Source organism: Sodalis glossinidius str. 'morsitans' (assembly GCF_000010085.1).
Lineage (GTDB): Bacteria > Pseudomonadota > Gammaproteobacteria > Enterobacterales > Enterobacteriaceae > Sodalis > Sodalis glossinidius.
On the sequence record NC_007712.1, the window covers coordinates 3,663,592 to 3,679,743 of the forward strand.

At 54.1% G+C, this 16,152-nt stretch carries 11 protein-coding genes and 8 pseudogenes; 17 read left to right on the forward strand and 2 right to left on the reverse strand.

What is annotated here, in order from left to right:
* Positions 1-2 precede the first annotated feature (2 nt).
* The 3 genes and pseudogenes from SGP1_RS19505 to SGP1_RS31775 all read left to right on the forward strand — a co-directional run bounded on the left by SGP1_RS19505 (position 3) and on the right by SGP1_RS31775 (position 3,792).
* Positions 3-1,290, forward strand: a pseudogene (locus SGP1_RS19505) (oligosaccharide MFS transporter).
* 26 nt (positions 1,291-1,316) lie between these two features.
* Positions 1,317-2,507: pseudogene (locus SGP1_RS19510) on the forward strand (glycoside hydrolase family 88 protein).
* Between the two features lie 310 nt (positions 2,508-2,817).
* Positions 2,818-3,792, forward strand: a complete 975-nt coding sequence (locus SGP1_RS31775) for a type II restriction enzyme (RefSeq protein WP_011411932.1) — start codon at positions 2,818-2,820, stop codon at positions 3,790-3,792.
* 227 nt (positions 3,793-4,019) lie between these two features.
* Here SGP1_RS31775 and SGP1_RS30990 read toward each other — a convergent pair whose 3' ends face one another.
* On the reverse strand, positions 4,020-4,214 hold the full coding sequence (locus tag SGP1_RS30990; RefSeq protein ID WP_158302454.1) for a hypothetical protein: 195 nt from the start codon (positions 4,212-4,214) through the stop codon (positions 4,020-4,022).
* 687 nt (positions 4,215-4,901) lie between these two features.
* Here SGP1_RS30990 and nrdD point away from each other — a divergent pair.
* The 14 genes and pseudogenes from nrdD to SGP1_RS19575 all read left to right on the forward strand — a co-directional run.
* Positions 4,902-5,475: pseudogene (gene nrdD, locus SGP1_RS28370) on the forward strand (anaerobic ribonucleoside-triphosphate reductase); the annotation flags it as partial.
* 30 nt (positions 5,476-5,505) lie between these two features.
* A pseudogene (locus SGP1_RS19525) lies at positions 5,506-5,760 on the forward strand (4Fe-4S cluster-binding domain-containing protein); the annotation flags it as partial.
* 168 nt (positions 5,761-5,928) lie between these two features.
* Positions 5,929-6,354 (forward strand): hypothetical protein, encoded by a 426-nt coding sequence (locus SGP1_RS19530; protein WP_041867230.1) that lies wholly within the window; start codon positions 5,929-5,931, stop codon positions 6,352-6,354.
* A 78-nt stretch (positions 6,355-6,432) separates the two neighbouring features.
* Positions 6,433-6,690, forward strand: a complete 258-nt coding sequence (locus tag SGP1_RS19535; RefSeq protein ID WP_041867231.1) for a hypothetical protein — start codon at positions 6,433-6,435, stop codon at positions 6,688-6,690.
* Between the two features lie 6 nt (positions 6,691-6,696).
* Entirely contained in the window at positions 6,697-6,897 is a 201-nt protein-coding gene (locus SGP1_RS28375; RefSeq protein ID WP_083764973.1) for a copper-binding protein, read from the forward strand.
* A 12-nt stretch (positions 6,898-6,909) separates the two neighbouring features.
* Positions 6,910-7,214, forward strand: a pseudogene (locus tag SGP1_RS19545) (TolC family protein); the annotation flags it as partial.
* A gap of 188 nt (positions 7,215-7,402) precedes the next feature.
* A pseudogene (locus SGP1_RS34460) lies at positions 7,403-7,907 on the forward strand (tyrosine-type recombinase/integrase); the annotation flags it as partial.
* A gap of 129 nt (positions 7,908-8,036) precedes the next feature.
* Positions 8,037-8,273, forward strand: coding sequence for a tyrosine-type recombinase/integrase (locus SGP1_RS34465; protein WP_243466310.1), 237 nt, complete (start codon positions 8,037-8,039; stop codon positions 8,271-8,273).
* A gap of 509 nt (positions 8,274-8,782) precedes the next feature.
* Entirely contained in the window at positions 8,783-9,061 is a 279-nt protein-coding gene (locus SGP1_RS30290; RefSeq protein ID WP_148203599.1) for a hypothetical protein, read from the forward strand.
* A 64-nt stretch (positions 9,062-9,125) separates the two neighbouring features.
* Positions 9,126-10,038, forward strand: a pseudogene (locus SGP1_RS28380) (IS5 family transposase).
* 145 nt (positions 10,039-10,183) lie between these two features.
* A complete protein-coding gene (locus SGP1_RS24995; protein ID WP_050747856.1) occupies positions 10,184-10,435 on the forward strand; it encodes an efflux RND transporter periplasmic adaptor subunit in 252 nt (83 codons plus the stop codon).
* A 57-nt stretch (positions 10,436-10,492) separates the two neighbouring features.
* Positions 10,493-10,801: a hypothetical protein gene (locus tag SGP1_RS25000; RefSeq protein WP_050747857.1), complete on the forward strand. Its 309-nt coding sequence runs from the start codon at positions 10,493-10,495 to the stop codon at positions 10,799-10,801.
* Positions 10,802-10,921: 120 nt separating this feature from the next.
* Positions 10,922-11,044, forward strand: a complete 123-nt coding sequence (locus SGP1_RS36830) for a hypothetical protein (RefSeq protein ID WP_424141127.1) — start codon at positions 10,922-10,924, stop codon at positions 11,042-11,044.
* A 10-nt stretch (positions 11,045-11,054) separates the two neighbouring features.
* Positions 11,055-14,135, forward strand: a pseudogene (locus tag SGP1_RS19575) (efflux RND transporter permease subunit).
* 312 nt (positions 14,136-14,447) lie between these two features.
* Here the strand turns inward: SGP1_RS19575 and gltP are convergent.
* Complete coding sequence (gene gltP, locus SGP1_RS19580) at positions 14,448-15,746, reverse strand: glutamate/aspartate:proton symporter GltP (RefSeq protein WP_011411933.1); 1,299 nt, start codon at positions 15,744-15,746, stop codon at positions 14,448-14,450.
* Between the last annotated feature and the right edge of the window lie 406 nt (positions 15,747-16,152).

Here is a 16,152-nt window from a genome sequence, read left to right on the forward strand (position 1 = left end):
CGATGTTTATTCACTCTGAAAACAGAAGCGGTTATTACAAAATCAGCGCCTTTATTTTTCTCTATTTCTTTACCTGATCCGCCAGTATCGGGCTGTTCGCCATCTGGCTGGGTCAACAAACCGGCCTGAGCAGCTCCATGATTGGTACCGTTTTTGCCGTCAACGGCGTGTTTGCCGTGCTGTTGAAGCCGGTGTACGGCTATATCATGGATAAAATCGGCATGAGCAAAGCGCTGCTCTATTTTGTGGTGGCGATGTCCCCGCCCTGATGGCGCCGTTTTTCATCTATGTTTATCAGACGCTGCTGCTGCGCCATGTGACGGCAAGCATTATCGTCGGCGGTATCTATCTGAGTTTCGCCTGGTATGCCGGCGTGGCGGCCTGTGAGTCTTATGCTGATCGGTTCAGCCGCCTTAACGGTTTTGAATTCGGCCAAATCCGCATGTGGGGATCGCTGGGCTGGGCGGCGGCCGCGTCCTTCTCCGGCGTGTTATTTAACATCTCGCCCGCCATCAATTTTCTGCTCGGTAGCGTCGCCTCGCTTATCATGCTGGTAGTGCTGCTCAGCCTTAAAGTCGCCGCGCCCAGCGCCGAAATAAACGCGGTGATCGGACGCGAGAAAATCGTCCTGGCCGATGTCGGCCATCTGCTGCGCAACCGTAAATTCTGGGCATTCTGTCTGTATGTGGCGGGCGTGGTGTGGATGATGTTTATCGCCGAGCAGCAATTTTCACGCTACTTCGTTTCGTTTTTCAGAGACGTACATCAGGGCAACGCGCTCTTCGGCTATCTGAGCACCGTCCAGTCCGCTACCGAATTTGTCATGATGATGGGCATTCCGCTACTGGTGAACCGAATCGGTGCCAAAACCGGGCTGCTGTTGACCGGTTTGGTGATCGGTCTGCGGCTGATGGCGTCCGGAGTAACCAGCGATCCGCTGATCATTTCCATCATCAAGCCCCTGTACGGTCTGGAGATGTCACTGCTGTTGATTTCGGTGTTTAAGTATATCGCTGAACATTTCGACCGACGGGTCAACGCCACATGTACCTTCTGGGCTATCAGGCCATGATCTACGTAGGCTCTATCGCCATTGCCTCGCCGGTGGGTTACCTGTATGAGCGCATCGGCTTTGCCTATACCTATATCTTGATGGGAGGCACGGCGCTAATGTTTACCTTTATCTCGCTGTTTACCTTATCCGCCTGCCGCCGTCAGCCTCGTCCCGGCACGCCGGCCGAGGTCACGTCGCCCCCTCTTTTACATGACGCCCGTACCGTCAAACATTGATGCCGTTTTGTCCCAGGGAGAACACCATGACTATCGCAGTTGTTAAAGAACCCTTACGCGTCTTCGGCGGGTGCCCCCTCGAAGGCCGGCAGTTGTCGAGCGAGCTCATCGAAGCGCACCGCCGGACGCTGAGCATCATCGATCTCAATCTCGCCGAGTTTGGCGAGCGGTTTCCGGCCGAAGCCTGTGTTAACGGTTACTATCCGCTTACGGAAAATGTCGAATGGACCACCAGCTTCTGGACCGGCCAACTTTGGCTGGCCTGGGAATTGAGCGGCAAAGACTCCTACCGGCAAGCGGCCCTGCAGCAGGTGCGCTCCTTTGGTGTGCGGATTGCCGGTCGCCAGGACACCGACACCCATGATCTGGGCTTTTTATATACGCTTTCCTGCGTCAGCGGCTGGCGCCTGACCGGCAACGCCAAGGCGCGCGGCTTCGCGTTGCTCGCGGCACAAGCGCTATTGGAACGGTTTCACGCGCGTGCCGGGATCATCCAAGCCTGGGGAGATTTGACCGACCCGCAGCAGGCCGGGCGAATGATCATTGATTGCAATATGAATCTGCCCCTGCTCTATTGGGCCAGCGAGCAGACCGGCGATTGCCGCTTCGCCGATGCCGCCCGTCGTCATGCGTCGCAGGCGGCTCGCTATCTGGTGCGCCCGGACGCGTCTACCTGGCATACGTATTATATGGATGTGGTCAGCGGCGAGCCGCGTTATGGCAATACCCAGCAGGGCTATGCCGACGATTCCTGCTGGTCGCGCGGCCAGGCCTGGGGCATTTACGGCCTCCTGCTCAGCTATAACTATACCGGCGACAGGCAATTTCTGGAACTCTCTCGCCGGCTGGAAAATTATTTCCTCAACCGTCTGCCGGCGGACAGCGTGTGCCATTGGGATCTGGCGTTACTTGGCACGGATGCGCTGCGCGATAGCTAGGCGGCGGCGATTGCGGTATGCGGGCTGCTGGAGCTGGTCAAACATTTACCGCTTACCGATCCAGACCGGGAAAACTACCAGCAGGCGGCGATGGCAATCCTATCTTCATTGAGCCGCCACTATCTGGCCCGACCAGACGAGCCCGGCAATGGCTTGCTCAAGCACTCGGTTTACCATCTCGCCAGCAACAAAGGAGTGGACGAATGCTGCAGCTGGGGCGATTACTTTTATGTGGAGGCGCTGGTACGAATGAGCCAGCCCTGGCGCGCCTACTGGTAGCGGCGCTTCAGAGGTCCGATGCCCGCCCGGCGTTAACGATCGTTTTTAGAGAGTATCAGCGCCTGCTCGCTTTCTTCACCTGGGCACCCAATGCGCATTTCAGCCACAGCGTCAATGCCGCCACGCTTTGCTATATGCCCGGCCAGGACACCCCCCGGGCCGTTTGCCCTGGCGATGGGCGTTAGGCGTCAGGCGGCGCGCGCCTAACGCTCCCCGAACAGCAGCCACGGTTAGCCCCTGAAACAAGATGGAGCGGCAGCACGCTCTGCGGTGGTTGAACGCCACATGCGACAATATTAATGGAAAATCCGTGTTCGCCGAGAAAATAGAACTGATACTTGAACATCTGTGGGCAGAAACTGCCAACTTCACGGCGGTGGAAAGCATGTACGACGAACCGGCGCTATTCGGGGTGACGGACGGTAAGGCGGTCAGCACTTATTTTGAGCACAAATTCACCTTCCATCTTATGGAACGCTATCGCTTTGGGGCGGGTAATTCGGCCAACGGCATCGATCTCCTGAGCCTGAACGTCGACATCAAGGTTACGAGTATCCGGCAACCGCAATCCTCCTGCCCCGATAAGTCAGCGCTCCAGAAGATATACGGGCTCGGCTATCATCTCATTGTGTTCGTCTATGAGAAAACAGACGATCCTGACGCGCGCACCGGCCGGCTAAATATGCTGCACACGATTTTCGTCGATAAGCACCGTACCGCTGACTTCCAGATGACACGGGGGCTACGTCAAATTATTGAGAATGACGGCAATGCGGACGATATCGTCGCTTTCATCCAGGATAAGAACCTGCCCGTTGACGAAATAGAGGCGCGCAACATCGTGGAAGCGGTACTGCACGAGCCCCCTCTGCAAGGCTATCTCACCATTTCAAACGCGCTGCAATGGCGGGCCAGATTATCTCACAGGCGGGCGCCGTGGACAGCCTGGAACGGGTGCGCTGACGATGGCCGGAGAAAGGAGCAAAACGTCTTGCAATTTGGGGATTTTCAAACCTCGCTTGACCTGGCGCGCGACGTTTGTGCCGTTCTAACTCGCCGCGGTATCTCACCGGGGGCGATCGTGGAACCCACTTGCGGTCAGGGCGCTTTCCTGCAGGCCGCCGCCGAGCATTTCACCGCAGCGCGGCACATGCTGGGCGTGGAGATTAACGCGGCGCACGTAATGGATGCCCGGCTGCGCCTGAAGAATGCCGCCCGGGTGGAGCAAGACGACTTCTTCAGCGTCGACTGGGACGCTTTGCTGGCTAGCGATCCGGGACCCTAGCTGGTGCTGGGCAACCCGCCTTGGGTTACCAACGCCGAACTGGGTCTGCTCAAGAGCACCAACCTGCCCACCAAAAGCAATTTCCAGGGCCATAAGGGACTGGAAGCACTTACGGGTAAGGCGAATTCGATATTTCCGAATGGATGCTGCTTAATCAGCTTGAATGGCTTCGCGAACGTGCCGGCTGGATCGCGATGCTCGTCAAGACGTCGGTAGCGCGCAAGCTTCTACGCCAGGCGTGGCGGCGGGCTGATCCGGTGGGATGAGCCGCTATCTACAAGATCGACGCCATGCAGCATTTTGGCGCGGCCGTCGAGGCATGCCTTTTTATTTTGCCGGTAGCCCAAGTGAACCCCTCGCAAGATTGCGATGTATTCGCCAGCCTGCAGGCTGCGGATCCTGAATCCACCATTGGTTTCCACGACGGTTTCCTGGTATCCAATGTGCAGTCGTACACCCGCACCGCGACCTGATTGCCATCAACGCGCATTACGTCTGGCGCTCGGGGGTAAAGCACGATTGCTCAAAAGTAATGGAGCTAGCAATAACGGCTGACGACTGGCTGACCAATGGGCTTGGGGAGCAGATACACCTCGAGCCTGACCTCCTGTTCCCGCTGCTAAAAAGCTCGGATGTGGCGAAAGGGAGGACGAGAGCGGATCGCTTCATGATTGTCACCCAAAAACAGATCGGGGAAAACACCGCCCTACTTGCCGACACCGTGCCGAAAACGTGGCGCTACCTTCTGGATCACGCGGACAGATTCGATGCCCGGTGCAGCGTTATTTATCGGGGCAAGCCACGCTTTTCGGTCTTTGGCGTCGGTGCCTATACCTTTGCGCCCTGGAAAGTCGCCATCTCCGGTTTCTATAAATCGCTCAATTTCATGAAAGTCGGACCGATGAATAACAAACCTGTGGTGTTGGACGACACTCTCTATTTCCTGCCTTGCCGTGAGGAAGCGGAGGCGGATTTCATTATGGCCCTGGTGCGCTCATCCGCCTTTACGGCACTTCTTGGCGCGATGGTCTTCAACGACGAAAAACGGCCCATTACCACCGAGCTGCTAAAACGCGTTAATGACACGCATCGCCCGCCTGGACGGGGTAAAAGCGCTGGCGATCGTCGCACGGTTGCAGGCGGCGACCGACAATTGGAAGAAGGAAACCTATTATGGTTTCAGCCTGTACAGCACCCCGAGCGAAAACCTGTGCGACCGCTTCTGCCGGCTGGACGCCGCCCAGTTCGGTATTATCGACGGGGTGACCGATAAAGGGTACTACACCAACAGTTTCCATTTGGATGTGGAAAAGAAGGTCAACCCTTATGACAAACTGGACTTTGAGGCGCCCCATCCCCCTTTGGCGAGCGGCGGTTTCATCTGTTATGGCGAGTATCCCAATTTGCAGCACAATCTGCGGGCGCTGGAAGATGTCTGGGATTACAGCTATCAGCGCGTGCCTTACTACAGTACCAATACACCTATCGATGAATGTTACGAGTGCGGTTTTACCGGGGAATTCGCCTGTACCAGCAAGGGCTTTACCTGTCCAAAATGCGGCAATCATAACCCGGCGGGTCTGCAGCTATCTGGGCAGCCCGGATGCGCGCCCCTTCAATGCCGGTAAGCAGGAGGAAGTCAAACGGCGCGTTAAGCATCTTTCGACCGGTGAGCTGGGCTAAGCGGCAATGAATTATCACTAGTACTACCCGGTGGATGTCATCAACGGCTCCGGTACGCGCTGTACGCTGTTTGTCTCCGGCTGCGAACATCAGTGTCCGGGGTGTTACAACAAAATCACCTGGCGGCTTAATTCCGGTCAGCCGTTTACCACGCAAATGGAGGATCTCATTATTTGCCATTTGCAGGACACACGCGTCAGGCGGCAGGGACTTTCCCTGTCGGGCGGCGATCCGCGGCACCCGGCGAATCTTGCACCGGTTAGCCGGTTATTGCAGCGCGTGCGCCGGCACCCCGATTTGCCGCCTGCGCCGCAAATTGTCAATTTGCGCAAATTTGCTCCCGCAGAATATGTTTATCACGATAACATTTATACACATCAATAATCCAGGCGTACTTTTCGCGTTCACTGAAGTCTGCCCAGCCTGATGTTGGTCACCTGAAACAGGAACCTTATGCTCGCTTTAGTTCGTCCCAACCGATTCAGCCACCTGCTTCGCAGCCGCCGCCGGCGGATTGCCTGGCAGTGCATGCTGTTTATCTGGCTGTGGATGAACGCGCAACTGGCGCTGTCCAGCCACGATTGCAATCTGAAACCCATCTCGCTGCCGCCCAGTATTCAGCATAGCGAAGGCATGATACACAGTGTCATTCCGCAGCCGGGCCACACCCTGACCTCCGAACCGATCTGTGATAAACACTGCGTACCGGATTCGGTGCAGCAGGATAATCAACACGCCCCGCTGATCACATTGCCGAACAGCGCCAGACTCAGTCTTATCGATCGGCATGGGCCGCCGCAGCTGCATACCGTTGCCTGGCTAATGCCTCCCATTGCAGGACCGCCGGCGGAAGAGAAATTCTGCCGTTACCGGGAATAACCACCTGACAAAACGCCACGGGTTGCCGTCGCAAACTTTGCGCCGGCAGGAAATGACTTTTGCTCAGGAATTATTCTCATGCGTATTTTATTGCTCAGCGCTAACGCTGTTGTAAGCCTGTTTTTTGTTTTTTCACCGCTGACCGTAGCCGCAGCCATTACACCCGCCTGCGCCGATAATGCTGCCGGGCAGACGGTGCACAACCACCCCTCCGACATGGCGCAGATGATGCACGACCACCCCGCTACCCTCACCACTCCTCCCATGACCACCGCCGACGCCCGAGCGATGCAACAGGCCGATGTCGATACCGCTGCTGCCACCTATAGCGCCTAGGGCGCTATCGCGCGCTGGGGAGATCACGAAGTCGCCATCGCCCACCACGCGATCCCCGCCCTCAAATGGCCACCGATGACCATGACCTTTGCGCTGCCGGACGCGCTGGCGTCCAGGCCGCTCGCCAAGGGTACCGCGGTGAACTTCAGTTTCCGCCTGCAGGACGGTACCTATACCGTTAGCGCTATTCAGCCTGTCCAGCCCTGAACGAGGAAAATCATGCTATTACCGTGCCGATACTCTCGGGCATGGCTGGTTCTCGCGCTCCTGTTCTCGACGGCTGCCGACACCGAAGAGATGGGGTTGTCTGAGTCACTGGTCAGTGCCGAACGCTACTCAGCGGATTTATCCGCCACCGTTTATCAACGTCAGGCGCTGGAGAAGCAGGCCGACACCGCCAGCCAACAATTGCCGGATCCGAAGCTCAAATTCGGTATTGAAAATGTCCCGGTAGGCGGGGCGGCAGTAACGATCGCCGCTTTACTCGGGAAGGCATGACCATGAAGCGCGTGGGCATCATGCAGAGTGACAGTTGATGTAAAATAACACATTATTTTAAAAATAACAATAAAATAAAAACTTAGTTAATATTAATATATTAATAAGTATAAAATAGTATAATTAAATCTTGATGCTTTTATGGGGTATTTTAGTAAAGTTAGCAGTCGCCAACTTTACTACATTTAGAAAATACCCCACTTGAGGTTTAAAAATGGCATTAACTGACTTAGAAATCATAAGGTTAGAGGCGTGTGGACGTTGCTATAGGCGCAGTGATGGAGGAGGGCTTCTTATAATGGTTACGCCTTCTGGATCAAAACTGTGGCGTTTCAATTTTAGATTTATGGGAAAAGAGAAGAGTTTATCTATTGGTAAATATCCTCATGTATCGCTCAAACAAGCCGGAGAAGCGCACAATAAAGCAAAATGGTTTTTATCTCAAGGTAAAGATCCCTGTGTATTAAAACAGCAAGAAAAAAAGAAAAACTCCAGAGAGAATGTTGAAAAGATAGCAAAAGAATGGTTCGACTCTAACAAAAGTGAATGGAGCCTCAGTTACAGAAAGGCTATTGTTCTTTATATACGTTCAGATGTTTTTTCCGTCATTGGTAAGAAAAACTTGTCTGAAATTAAGCCGCTAGATATTTTAAGAATCTTGCAAAAACAAGAAAAAAGGGGGCTGCTCAGCCAGCAAAAAAACACGTCAATGGTGTAATAATATCTTCAGATATGCCATTTCTACAGGAAGAGCGGAAGTTAATCCAGCCTCTGAACTTGGAGAAATACTTAACACAAAGGTAGGCAATCATTATTCATTTCTGTCAGCAGAGGAGTTACCTCATTTCATTCAAGCTCTTTTTTCTTACAAGGGGAGTCCAATTACCAAAAGTGCAGTTATGTTAATTATGCATACAGGCCTACGACCCGATGAATTAGTGGATTCTCTTTGGAGTGACATAGACTTTGAAAAGAAAACATGGACGATACCAGCAGAAAGAATGAAAAAAAGAAGAATACACACTGTTCCGCTATCAAGGCATATAATTAATATTATTATAAATATTAAAGCAGAAATACATTAAAAAAACCAATGGCAAGGACAAGCATTAACTAAGTAATAAATTATATTGGTTACACAGGAAGAATATGTGGTCATAGTTTTATGACATACAATGAGCACGATTTTACATTAGAATAATTTTGATTCTCGTCATATTGAGTTACAGTTGGCTCACGTTGATAAGAATGCAATAAGAGGAATATACAATCATGCACTTTATTTAGAACAGCATCGAGAAATGATGCAGTGGTATTCTGATTTTTTAGATCGCCAACTATCTTTAAATAAGGAGGGAAAATGAATCCCAATATTTATTTTAAATATTGCAGAATCCAACGAGCCGCAGATTTTCTAAATTGCAAAACGGATGATATTTTACATTATGCATCATTGGGATTAATTGATTTATGCTTGATGGTATCTGAACTTAGCGCTTATTTATTTTTATAAGATGGCGATGAAAAGGAGGCTGAAAAATGGTTTCGATATAGATGGCGGACATCTGGGTATTGTGATATAGGAAGGCAGGTTATGCTTACTGATTATTCTTCATTCAGATTCCATTTAGAATTTGATGAAGACGATCATATGGCTGATTTTATGAGAAAAATAAATGACAAAGCTTTTGTTGTAAATAAATCTCAAGAAACTTGGTACCCAGAGAAAGGGAGAGAGGACCACTTCACAACCTATACGACTAATTATGGAAAAATAAATGGACTATGGGTAATAGATAAAAACACATGTTTGAATTTATTTATTCATGGCAGTTCTAAACTTAGCAGCGCAACTTTTTCACGGCTTTGTTGAATAAATATAACTTTTAGGTGATCGTCTGCTCAGATCACTACCGTCATTTCAACATCTGCACTCCATGGCAAAGCAAAAGTTTAAAATAACCAACTGGTCCACTTAAACAAAGCTCTCAAGCAGCGCGGGGCTCTGACGATATGGCTGGATGAGTCGGCAATTGTTGCATGGACGGAAAAAACAACGCCTGAACGGCGTGGCCGGCCGCTTCACTACGCAGATATGGCTATCACCACTGTTCTGATGATGAAACGCGTGTTTGGCCTTTCGTTAAGCGCTTTACAGGGCTTCGTTGACGCCATTTTTAAACTGATGGTGCTGCCGCTAAGATGCCCAGACTACTCGCTGATCAGCAAGCGAGCAAAGACAGTTAAGATCAGCATAAAAACGCCGACCCGGGGTGAAATCTCACCTCTAGTCATTGACGGAACCGGCCTGAAGGTCTTGAATGGAAAGTCCGACAGCATGGTGCCGACAGACGGAGGGTGTGGCGTAAGCTGCATATGGCCGCAGACAGTGTAACGCATGAGATTATCTGTGCTGACTTATCGCTCAGCGGTACGACGGATGCTCAGGCCCTACCAGCTCTGATAAACCAGACCCAGCGGAAAATCAGGGAAGCGTTGGCTGATGGCGCTTACGATACCCGCTACTGTCATGATGCTCTGCTGAGGAAGAAAATAAGGCCTCTTATTCCTCCACGAGGTGGGGCGCAATATTGGCCAGACCGATACCATGAGCGTAACTACACCGTTGCGAATCAGCGTCTAAGCAGCAGTAACAATGTATGGAAAAAGCAAGTGGGCTATCATTGACGCTCAGTGGCTGAAACAGCGATATTCCGGTTCAAAACGCTTATGGGCGATCATCTAAGTCTGCGTGACTATGATGCGCAGGTAGGTGAGGCAATGGCGATGGTCAAAGCGCTTAACAAAATGACGCTGTTAGGAATGCCGAACAGCATCCGGATCGCATAACAATCGATCTGCTAGGGGGGCGTAGTCACAAGTTCTGATTTATTCAACAGAGCCGCCAGAAGATGTCGTCCGCGCGGTTGAGCGCAGCGGATAACCTCAGATCTACCTCACGCTGCGCGCACCGGCCAGCGGCTTCATCAACAAATTGTCGGTTCGCGAAGGCAGCCAGGTCACCGCCGCGCAGCCGATGTTTGAGCTGGCGTCTTTGGATCCGCTGTGGCTGGTGGCCGATTTTCCGCAGGCGCAGGCCAGCGCCGTCGCGCCGGGCAGGCGTTTTCACGGACGCGTCGAGGAGTTGCTACCGCTCGTGGAGAACAGTCCCCGTACCTACCGGGCATGCATCGCCATCGATAATCATGACGCTCGCCTGCAGCCGGGTATGTACATGCGGGTATAGCGGGCCGACGGCCGCGGTCAAGGGGAAACCGTACTGACGATTCCGCAGGACACGCTGGTGCAAATCGGCAGCCGTAATACCGTGCTGCTGGCCGAGGGTAACGGTTATTTCCGGCCAATCGAGGTCACCGCCGGGCAATTCCTGATTGACTCCGAAGCCAGTCTGCGTGGCGCTTTACCGCAGCTGGCAGGCCCGACGGCCGCCAATGACGGCACGGCGGCGCCAACAGAGCCCTCCGGCGACGACGGCCACGGTGGCATAGCCACACCACAGCAGGCAGACCACCAGGCCGGCAGCCACGGCGCAGCGGCGCCAGCAGAGTCCTCCGGCGACGACGGCCACAGTGGCATAACCACGCCACAATAGGCGGACTACCAGGCCGCGGCGACGCCGCAAATCTACCGGGGGGAGGGCACCCTGAAAGCGCAGCACGGCCAACGGGTTACCCTCGCCCACGGCGCCATCGCGGCGCTGGGCTGGCCGGCGATGACCATGGATTTTATTTTGCCCAAGAGCGATATGCCGCCGGCAATCCACGCCGGTAGCCGGTGCAATTCGCATTTATGCTGGACGACAACGGCGCACAACTTACCGACATCGTACAGGTAAGGAGCGGCCAATGATCGCCTTTATCATTAGCTGGTCACTGCGTAATCGGCTCCTGGTCATCTTGGCGGCGCTACTGCTGGCGGTCTGAGACATCTGGTCTTTGCAACGGACACCGGTGGACGCGCTGCCGAACTTGTCCGATGTCCAGGTCATCGTCCGGGTCAATTATCCCGGCAAAGCGCCGCAGATCGTCGAGGATTAGGTTACCTGGCCGTTGACGACCACCATGCTGTCGGTGCCTGGGCGCGACCACCTTGCGCGGCTTTTCCATGTTTGGCGACGCCTATATCTACATGCTATTCGCCGATAGAACCGACCCCTACTGGGCGCGCTCGCGGGCGCTGGAATACCTGAGTCAGACGCAAGCGACGCTGCCGGCGGAGGCCCGTGCCGGCCTGGGCCTGATGCCACGGGCGTCGGTTGGGTTTATGAATACGCGCTGGTGGACCGCAGCGGCCGGCATAATCTGGCAGAGCTGCGCGCATTACAGGATTGGGTAATAAAATTTGAGCTAAAACCGTGCCCAACGTGGCGGAAGTCGCCAGCCTGGGCGGGATGGTGCGGCAGTATCAAATCGTGTTGCTGCAGGACAGAATGCGTGCGCTGAATATCAGCCACTAGCAAATCATCGAGGCGGTTCAGCAGGCCAACCAGAGGCGGCGGCTCGGTGCTTGAGATGAGCGAAGCCGAGTATATGGTGCGCACCTCCGGCTATCTCAAAACGCTGAATGATTTTAACCACATTGTCATTGACGCCCGCGGCGGTGTGCCGGTATTGCTATCCGATGTCGTGCAGGTCCGGCTCGGGCCGGAGATGCGACGCGGCGTCGCGGAGCTGAACAGCGAAGGAGAGGTCGCCGGCGGTATCGTGGTTATGCGCTATGGCAAAAACGCCCTCGATACCATCAACGGAGTCAAAAACAAGCTGGCGGAAATCCGCCGCAGCCTGCCGCCGGGCGTCAAGATTGTGCCGGTCTATGACCGCGCCCACTTGATTGAGCAGGCGATTGACTCTTTATCACATAAACTGCTGGGAGAGTTTATTGTCGTGGCGCTGGTGTGCAGCCTGTTTCTGTTCCACTTCCGCTCGGCGCTGGTAGCGATAATCACGCTCCCACTCGGCATACTTGGCGCATTCATCGTCATGCGCTATCAGGGGATCAACGCCAATATCATGTCGCTCGGCGGTATTGCTATTGCCATCGGCTCCATGGTCGACGCCACCATCGTGATGATCGAGAATATGCATAAGGTGCTGGAGCAATGGCGCCATAACCATCCCGGTAAGACGCCATCAAACGAGGACTATTAGCAGATCTCCGCCCGAGCCGCTACCGAAGTGGGTCCGGCGTTGTTCAGTAGCCTGCTTATCATCACGTTATCTTTCATACCGGTTTTCTCGCTGGAGGCACAAGAGGGCCGGATGTTCAGCCCGCTGGCGTTCACCAAAACCTACTCCATGGCAATCGCCGCCGGGCTCGGCATTACTCTGGTACCGGTACTGATGGGGTATTTTATCCGCGGCCGTATTCCCGACGAGGGGGCCAATCCGCTCAACCGCTGGCTGATAGCACTTTATCGTCCCGTGCTCAATCTGGCGCTGACCTGGCCCTGGGCCACGCTCGGCCTGTCGCTGGCGCTGCTGATCATTACCCTCTTTCCACTCAGTCGGCTCGGCAGCGAGTTCATGCCGCCGCTGGACGAAGGGGATCTGCTGTATATGCCCTCGACCCTTCCCGGCATCTCGGCGCGCGAAGCCGCGCGGCTGTTGCAGCAAACCAACCGGCTTATCAAAACCGTGCCAGAAGTGGAGACAGTGTTCGGCAAAGCGGGCCGACACCGCTACCGATCCGGCGCAGCTGACCATGCTGGAAACAACGATCAATTTCAAACCCAAAGATCAGTGGCGCCCGGGAATGACCATGGAAAAACTGGTGCGCGGACTGGATAACACCGTCTCACTGCCCGGCATTTCCAGCGTGTGGGTGCCACTCATCCGCAACCGGTTGAACATGCTTGCCACCGGTATAAATAGCCCGGTCGGCATCAAGGTCAACGGCAATAACATTGACCAGATAGAAGCGGTGGCACAGCAAACCGAGCGAGTACACCAGATGCCGGGCATCACTTCAGCCCTGGCTGAACGATTGAAGGGCGGCCGCTATATTGATGTGGATATCGACCGGGTGAACGCGGCACACTATGGCGTGACGGTGCAGGCGCTGCAATCGTTGGTCGCCGCGGTCGTCGGCGGGGAGAATATCGGCCAAACGATCGAGGGGCGCGAGCGTTATCCGCGCGAGCTGCGGGACTCGGTGCAAAAGCTGCGCGATCTTCCCGTGATTACCACCGCCGGCGCACAGGTAACCTTGGGTGATTTGGCCTCTATCCGCGTCAATGACGGGCCGCCGATGTTGAAAAGCGAGAATGCCCGGCTCTCGAACTGGATCTACGCGGCCGGGATTTAAAATCGGCCGTCCTGGAGATGCAAAACGTGGTAGCGCAATAGGTTAAGCTGCCCGAGGGCGTGTCGCTAAGTTGGTCCGGGCAGTTTGAGTATCTGGAGCGCGCCAGCGCTAAACTGAAAATTGTGCTGCCCTTCACTTTGGCGATCATCTTTGTTCTGCTGTATATCACCTTTAGCCGGGTACGCGATGTGCTGCTTATCATGGGCACGCCGCCGTTTGCGTTGATAGAAAGCGTGTGGTTGCTCTATTTGCTGCACTATAATCTGTCGGTGGCTGCCGCGGTGGGCTTTATTGCGCTGGCGGGCGTGGCGGCGGAATTTGGCGTGATCATGGTTCTGTATCTTAACCATGCGCTGGTCAAGTACCGAGATGAAAACGGGCGGCTGGACGAGCAGGCTTTGCTGACGGCTATCCGCGAGGGCGCGGTACTGCGCGTGCGGCCGAAAGTGATGACCGTGGCGACCATCATGGCCGGTCTGTTGCCGATCATGTGAGGCGGCGGCGTGGGCTCGTAGGCCATGCAGCGCATCGCCGCACCGATGGTCGGTGGGATGGTCAGCGCGCCGCTGCTGTCGATGCTGGTCATTCTCGCGCTGTATAAGCTGTTGCATCGCCATGGCTGAAAGACGCGATGGAAGCTTGCAGGCCGGCGGGTGAAACATCCGCTGTGAAAGCCCCTACCGCCGTACATCTTCACCGGCGGCGCAGCGAAAAAAGCCTGATGTCATCAACATCAGGCTTGTCGGTGCCGCGTTCGCGTCGCCAGGCCGACACAGCAACCCTTCTACCGCAGGCCTCTGCTTCTCGGCCGCAGCACTGCACCGCGTCGCGCCATGGGGTCTCTCACGCAGGCCCCGGCTCCGCGTCCGGCTGACAGGGGGGGATCATCGCCCCCGTTTGCCGAAGCGCAAGGGTCGTTTGCCGGAGCTTAAGGGTCAGTCCCGGGATTCCAGCATCTCTTTTTCATACGCCAGCGCCTGCACACTATCGTATTGATTTTCCCATTTGGCTATCACCAATACCGCCAGCGCATTCCCTACCACGTTAAGCGCTGTGCGCGCCATATCCAGAATACGGTCGACACCAGCGATAAACGCCAGCCCCTCCAGCGGAATACCCACGCTACCCAGGGTCGCCAGCAGCACCACAAAGGACACGCCTGGTACCCCCGCGATCCCTTTGGAGGTCACCATCAGCGTCAGCACCAGCACCACTTCCTGCCCCAAAGACAGTTCAATGCCGTAGAGCTGGGCAATGAAGATGGCGGCAATGCTCTGATACAGCGTCGAGCCGTCCAGATTGAACGAATAGCCGGTCGGTACCACGAAGCCGGTAATGGCCGCCGGAACGCCGTAGGCCTCCATTTTTTCGATAATACGCGGCAATACGCTTTCCGAACTGGCGGTGGAAAAGGCCAGAATCAACTCTTCCTTCAAGATGCAAATCAATGTCCAGATACGCAATCGGCAAAGCCGCGCCACGGCGCCCAGCACCACCAGAGCAAAAAAGATAATGGCGCCATACACCAGCAGCACCAGCTTGGCCAAAGGCAGCAGCGAGGCGAAACCAAAGGTCGCCACGGTGACCGAAATTAGCGCAAATACCCCTACCGGCGCATAGCGCATCACCATATGTGTGACTTTGAACATCGTTTCCGCCACCGCATTAAACACATTGAGTAATGGCGCGCGGGTATTTTCCGGCAATGAGGCCAGGCCCAGGCCGAATAACACGGAGAAGAAGATGATCGGTAGCATATCGCCCTTTGCCATCGAGGCAAAAATATTCGCCGGAATAAGCGATAAGATCGTGTCGACCAGACTATGGCCACCCGATTGCACTGCGACAGTGGTCTGTTCATATTTTGAGATATCAACTACCGCCAGCGTTGACATATCGATCCCGTAGCCGGGATGGAACACGTTGGCAAGGGTAATCCCCAGAATAATCGCCAGGGTCGTGATTATCTCGAAATACAAGATAGTTTTGAATCCGATACTGCCGAGCTTTTTAGCATCGCCAATTCCTGCAATGCCGACAACCAGCGTAGCCACCACAATGGGCACCACGATCATTTTAATCATGCGGATAAAAATATCCCCGGCCGGCGAAAGTATATTGGCCATCATCCAATCACGTAATTCGCCCTGGTTATGGAGTACCGCGCCAAGGAGAATGCCGAGTATCAAGGCAAAAAGAATTTGCCAGGCGAGCGTTACTTTTAACTTTTTCATAACAATAGTGCTTTCCATAGTTGGCCCCACCGTGACGAACACCTGTCCATCTCCGTCACCGGCTTCACTTATTCACCTCTTATGATCATGCGAAGCGGGGGCGCTCAAAAAAGTTGGTATAAATCGAAAATCTCAAAAACGCCGTACCTGCACGTGTCTGCTTAAGACTTGATTTATAAGAGCTTTCGACAATTTAATTTGTTATTTCCTGCATTTTACAAGAGATTAACTTTAACTCTTTTTTATTAAAGGGTTAAGTAATAGAAAACGCGCTGAAAACTCAGCCATCAGCTGCGCTACCCGTCTTTATATACGCTTTTTAAACAGAAGAAAATGATAAATATCGCTGAAAATGTCTTGAGAAGGTCATTAGCGCCTGTTATCCCAGTGCTGACGGGGGTATGTT

Coding starts and splice junctions, on each gene's coding strand:
- SGP1_RS19530 (WP_041867230.1), top strand. CDS start 5,929: ATGCTCGCTTTAGTTCGTCCCAACCGATTCAGCCACCTGCTTCGCAGC.
- SGP1_RS19535 (WP_041867231.1), top strand. CDS start 6,433: ATGCGTATTTTATTGCTCAGCGCTAACGCTGTTGTAAGCCTGTTTTTT.
- SGP1_RS30290 (WP_148203599.1), top strand. CDS start 8,783: ATGCTTACTGATTATTCTTCATTCAGATTCCATTTAGAATTTGATGAA.
- SGP1_RS36830 (WP_424141127.1), top strand. CDS start 10,922: ATGACCATGGATTTTATTTTGCCCAAGAGCGATATGCCGCCGGCAATC.
- gltP (WP_011411933.1), bottom strand. CDS start 15,746: ATGAAAAAGTTAAAAGTAACGCTCGCCTGGCAAATTCTTTTTGCCTTG.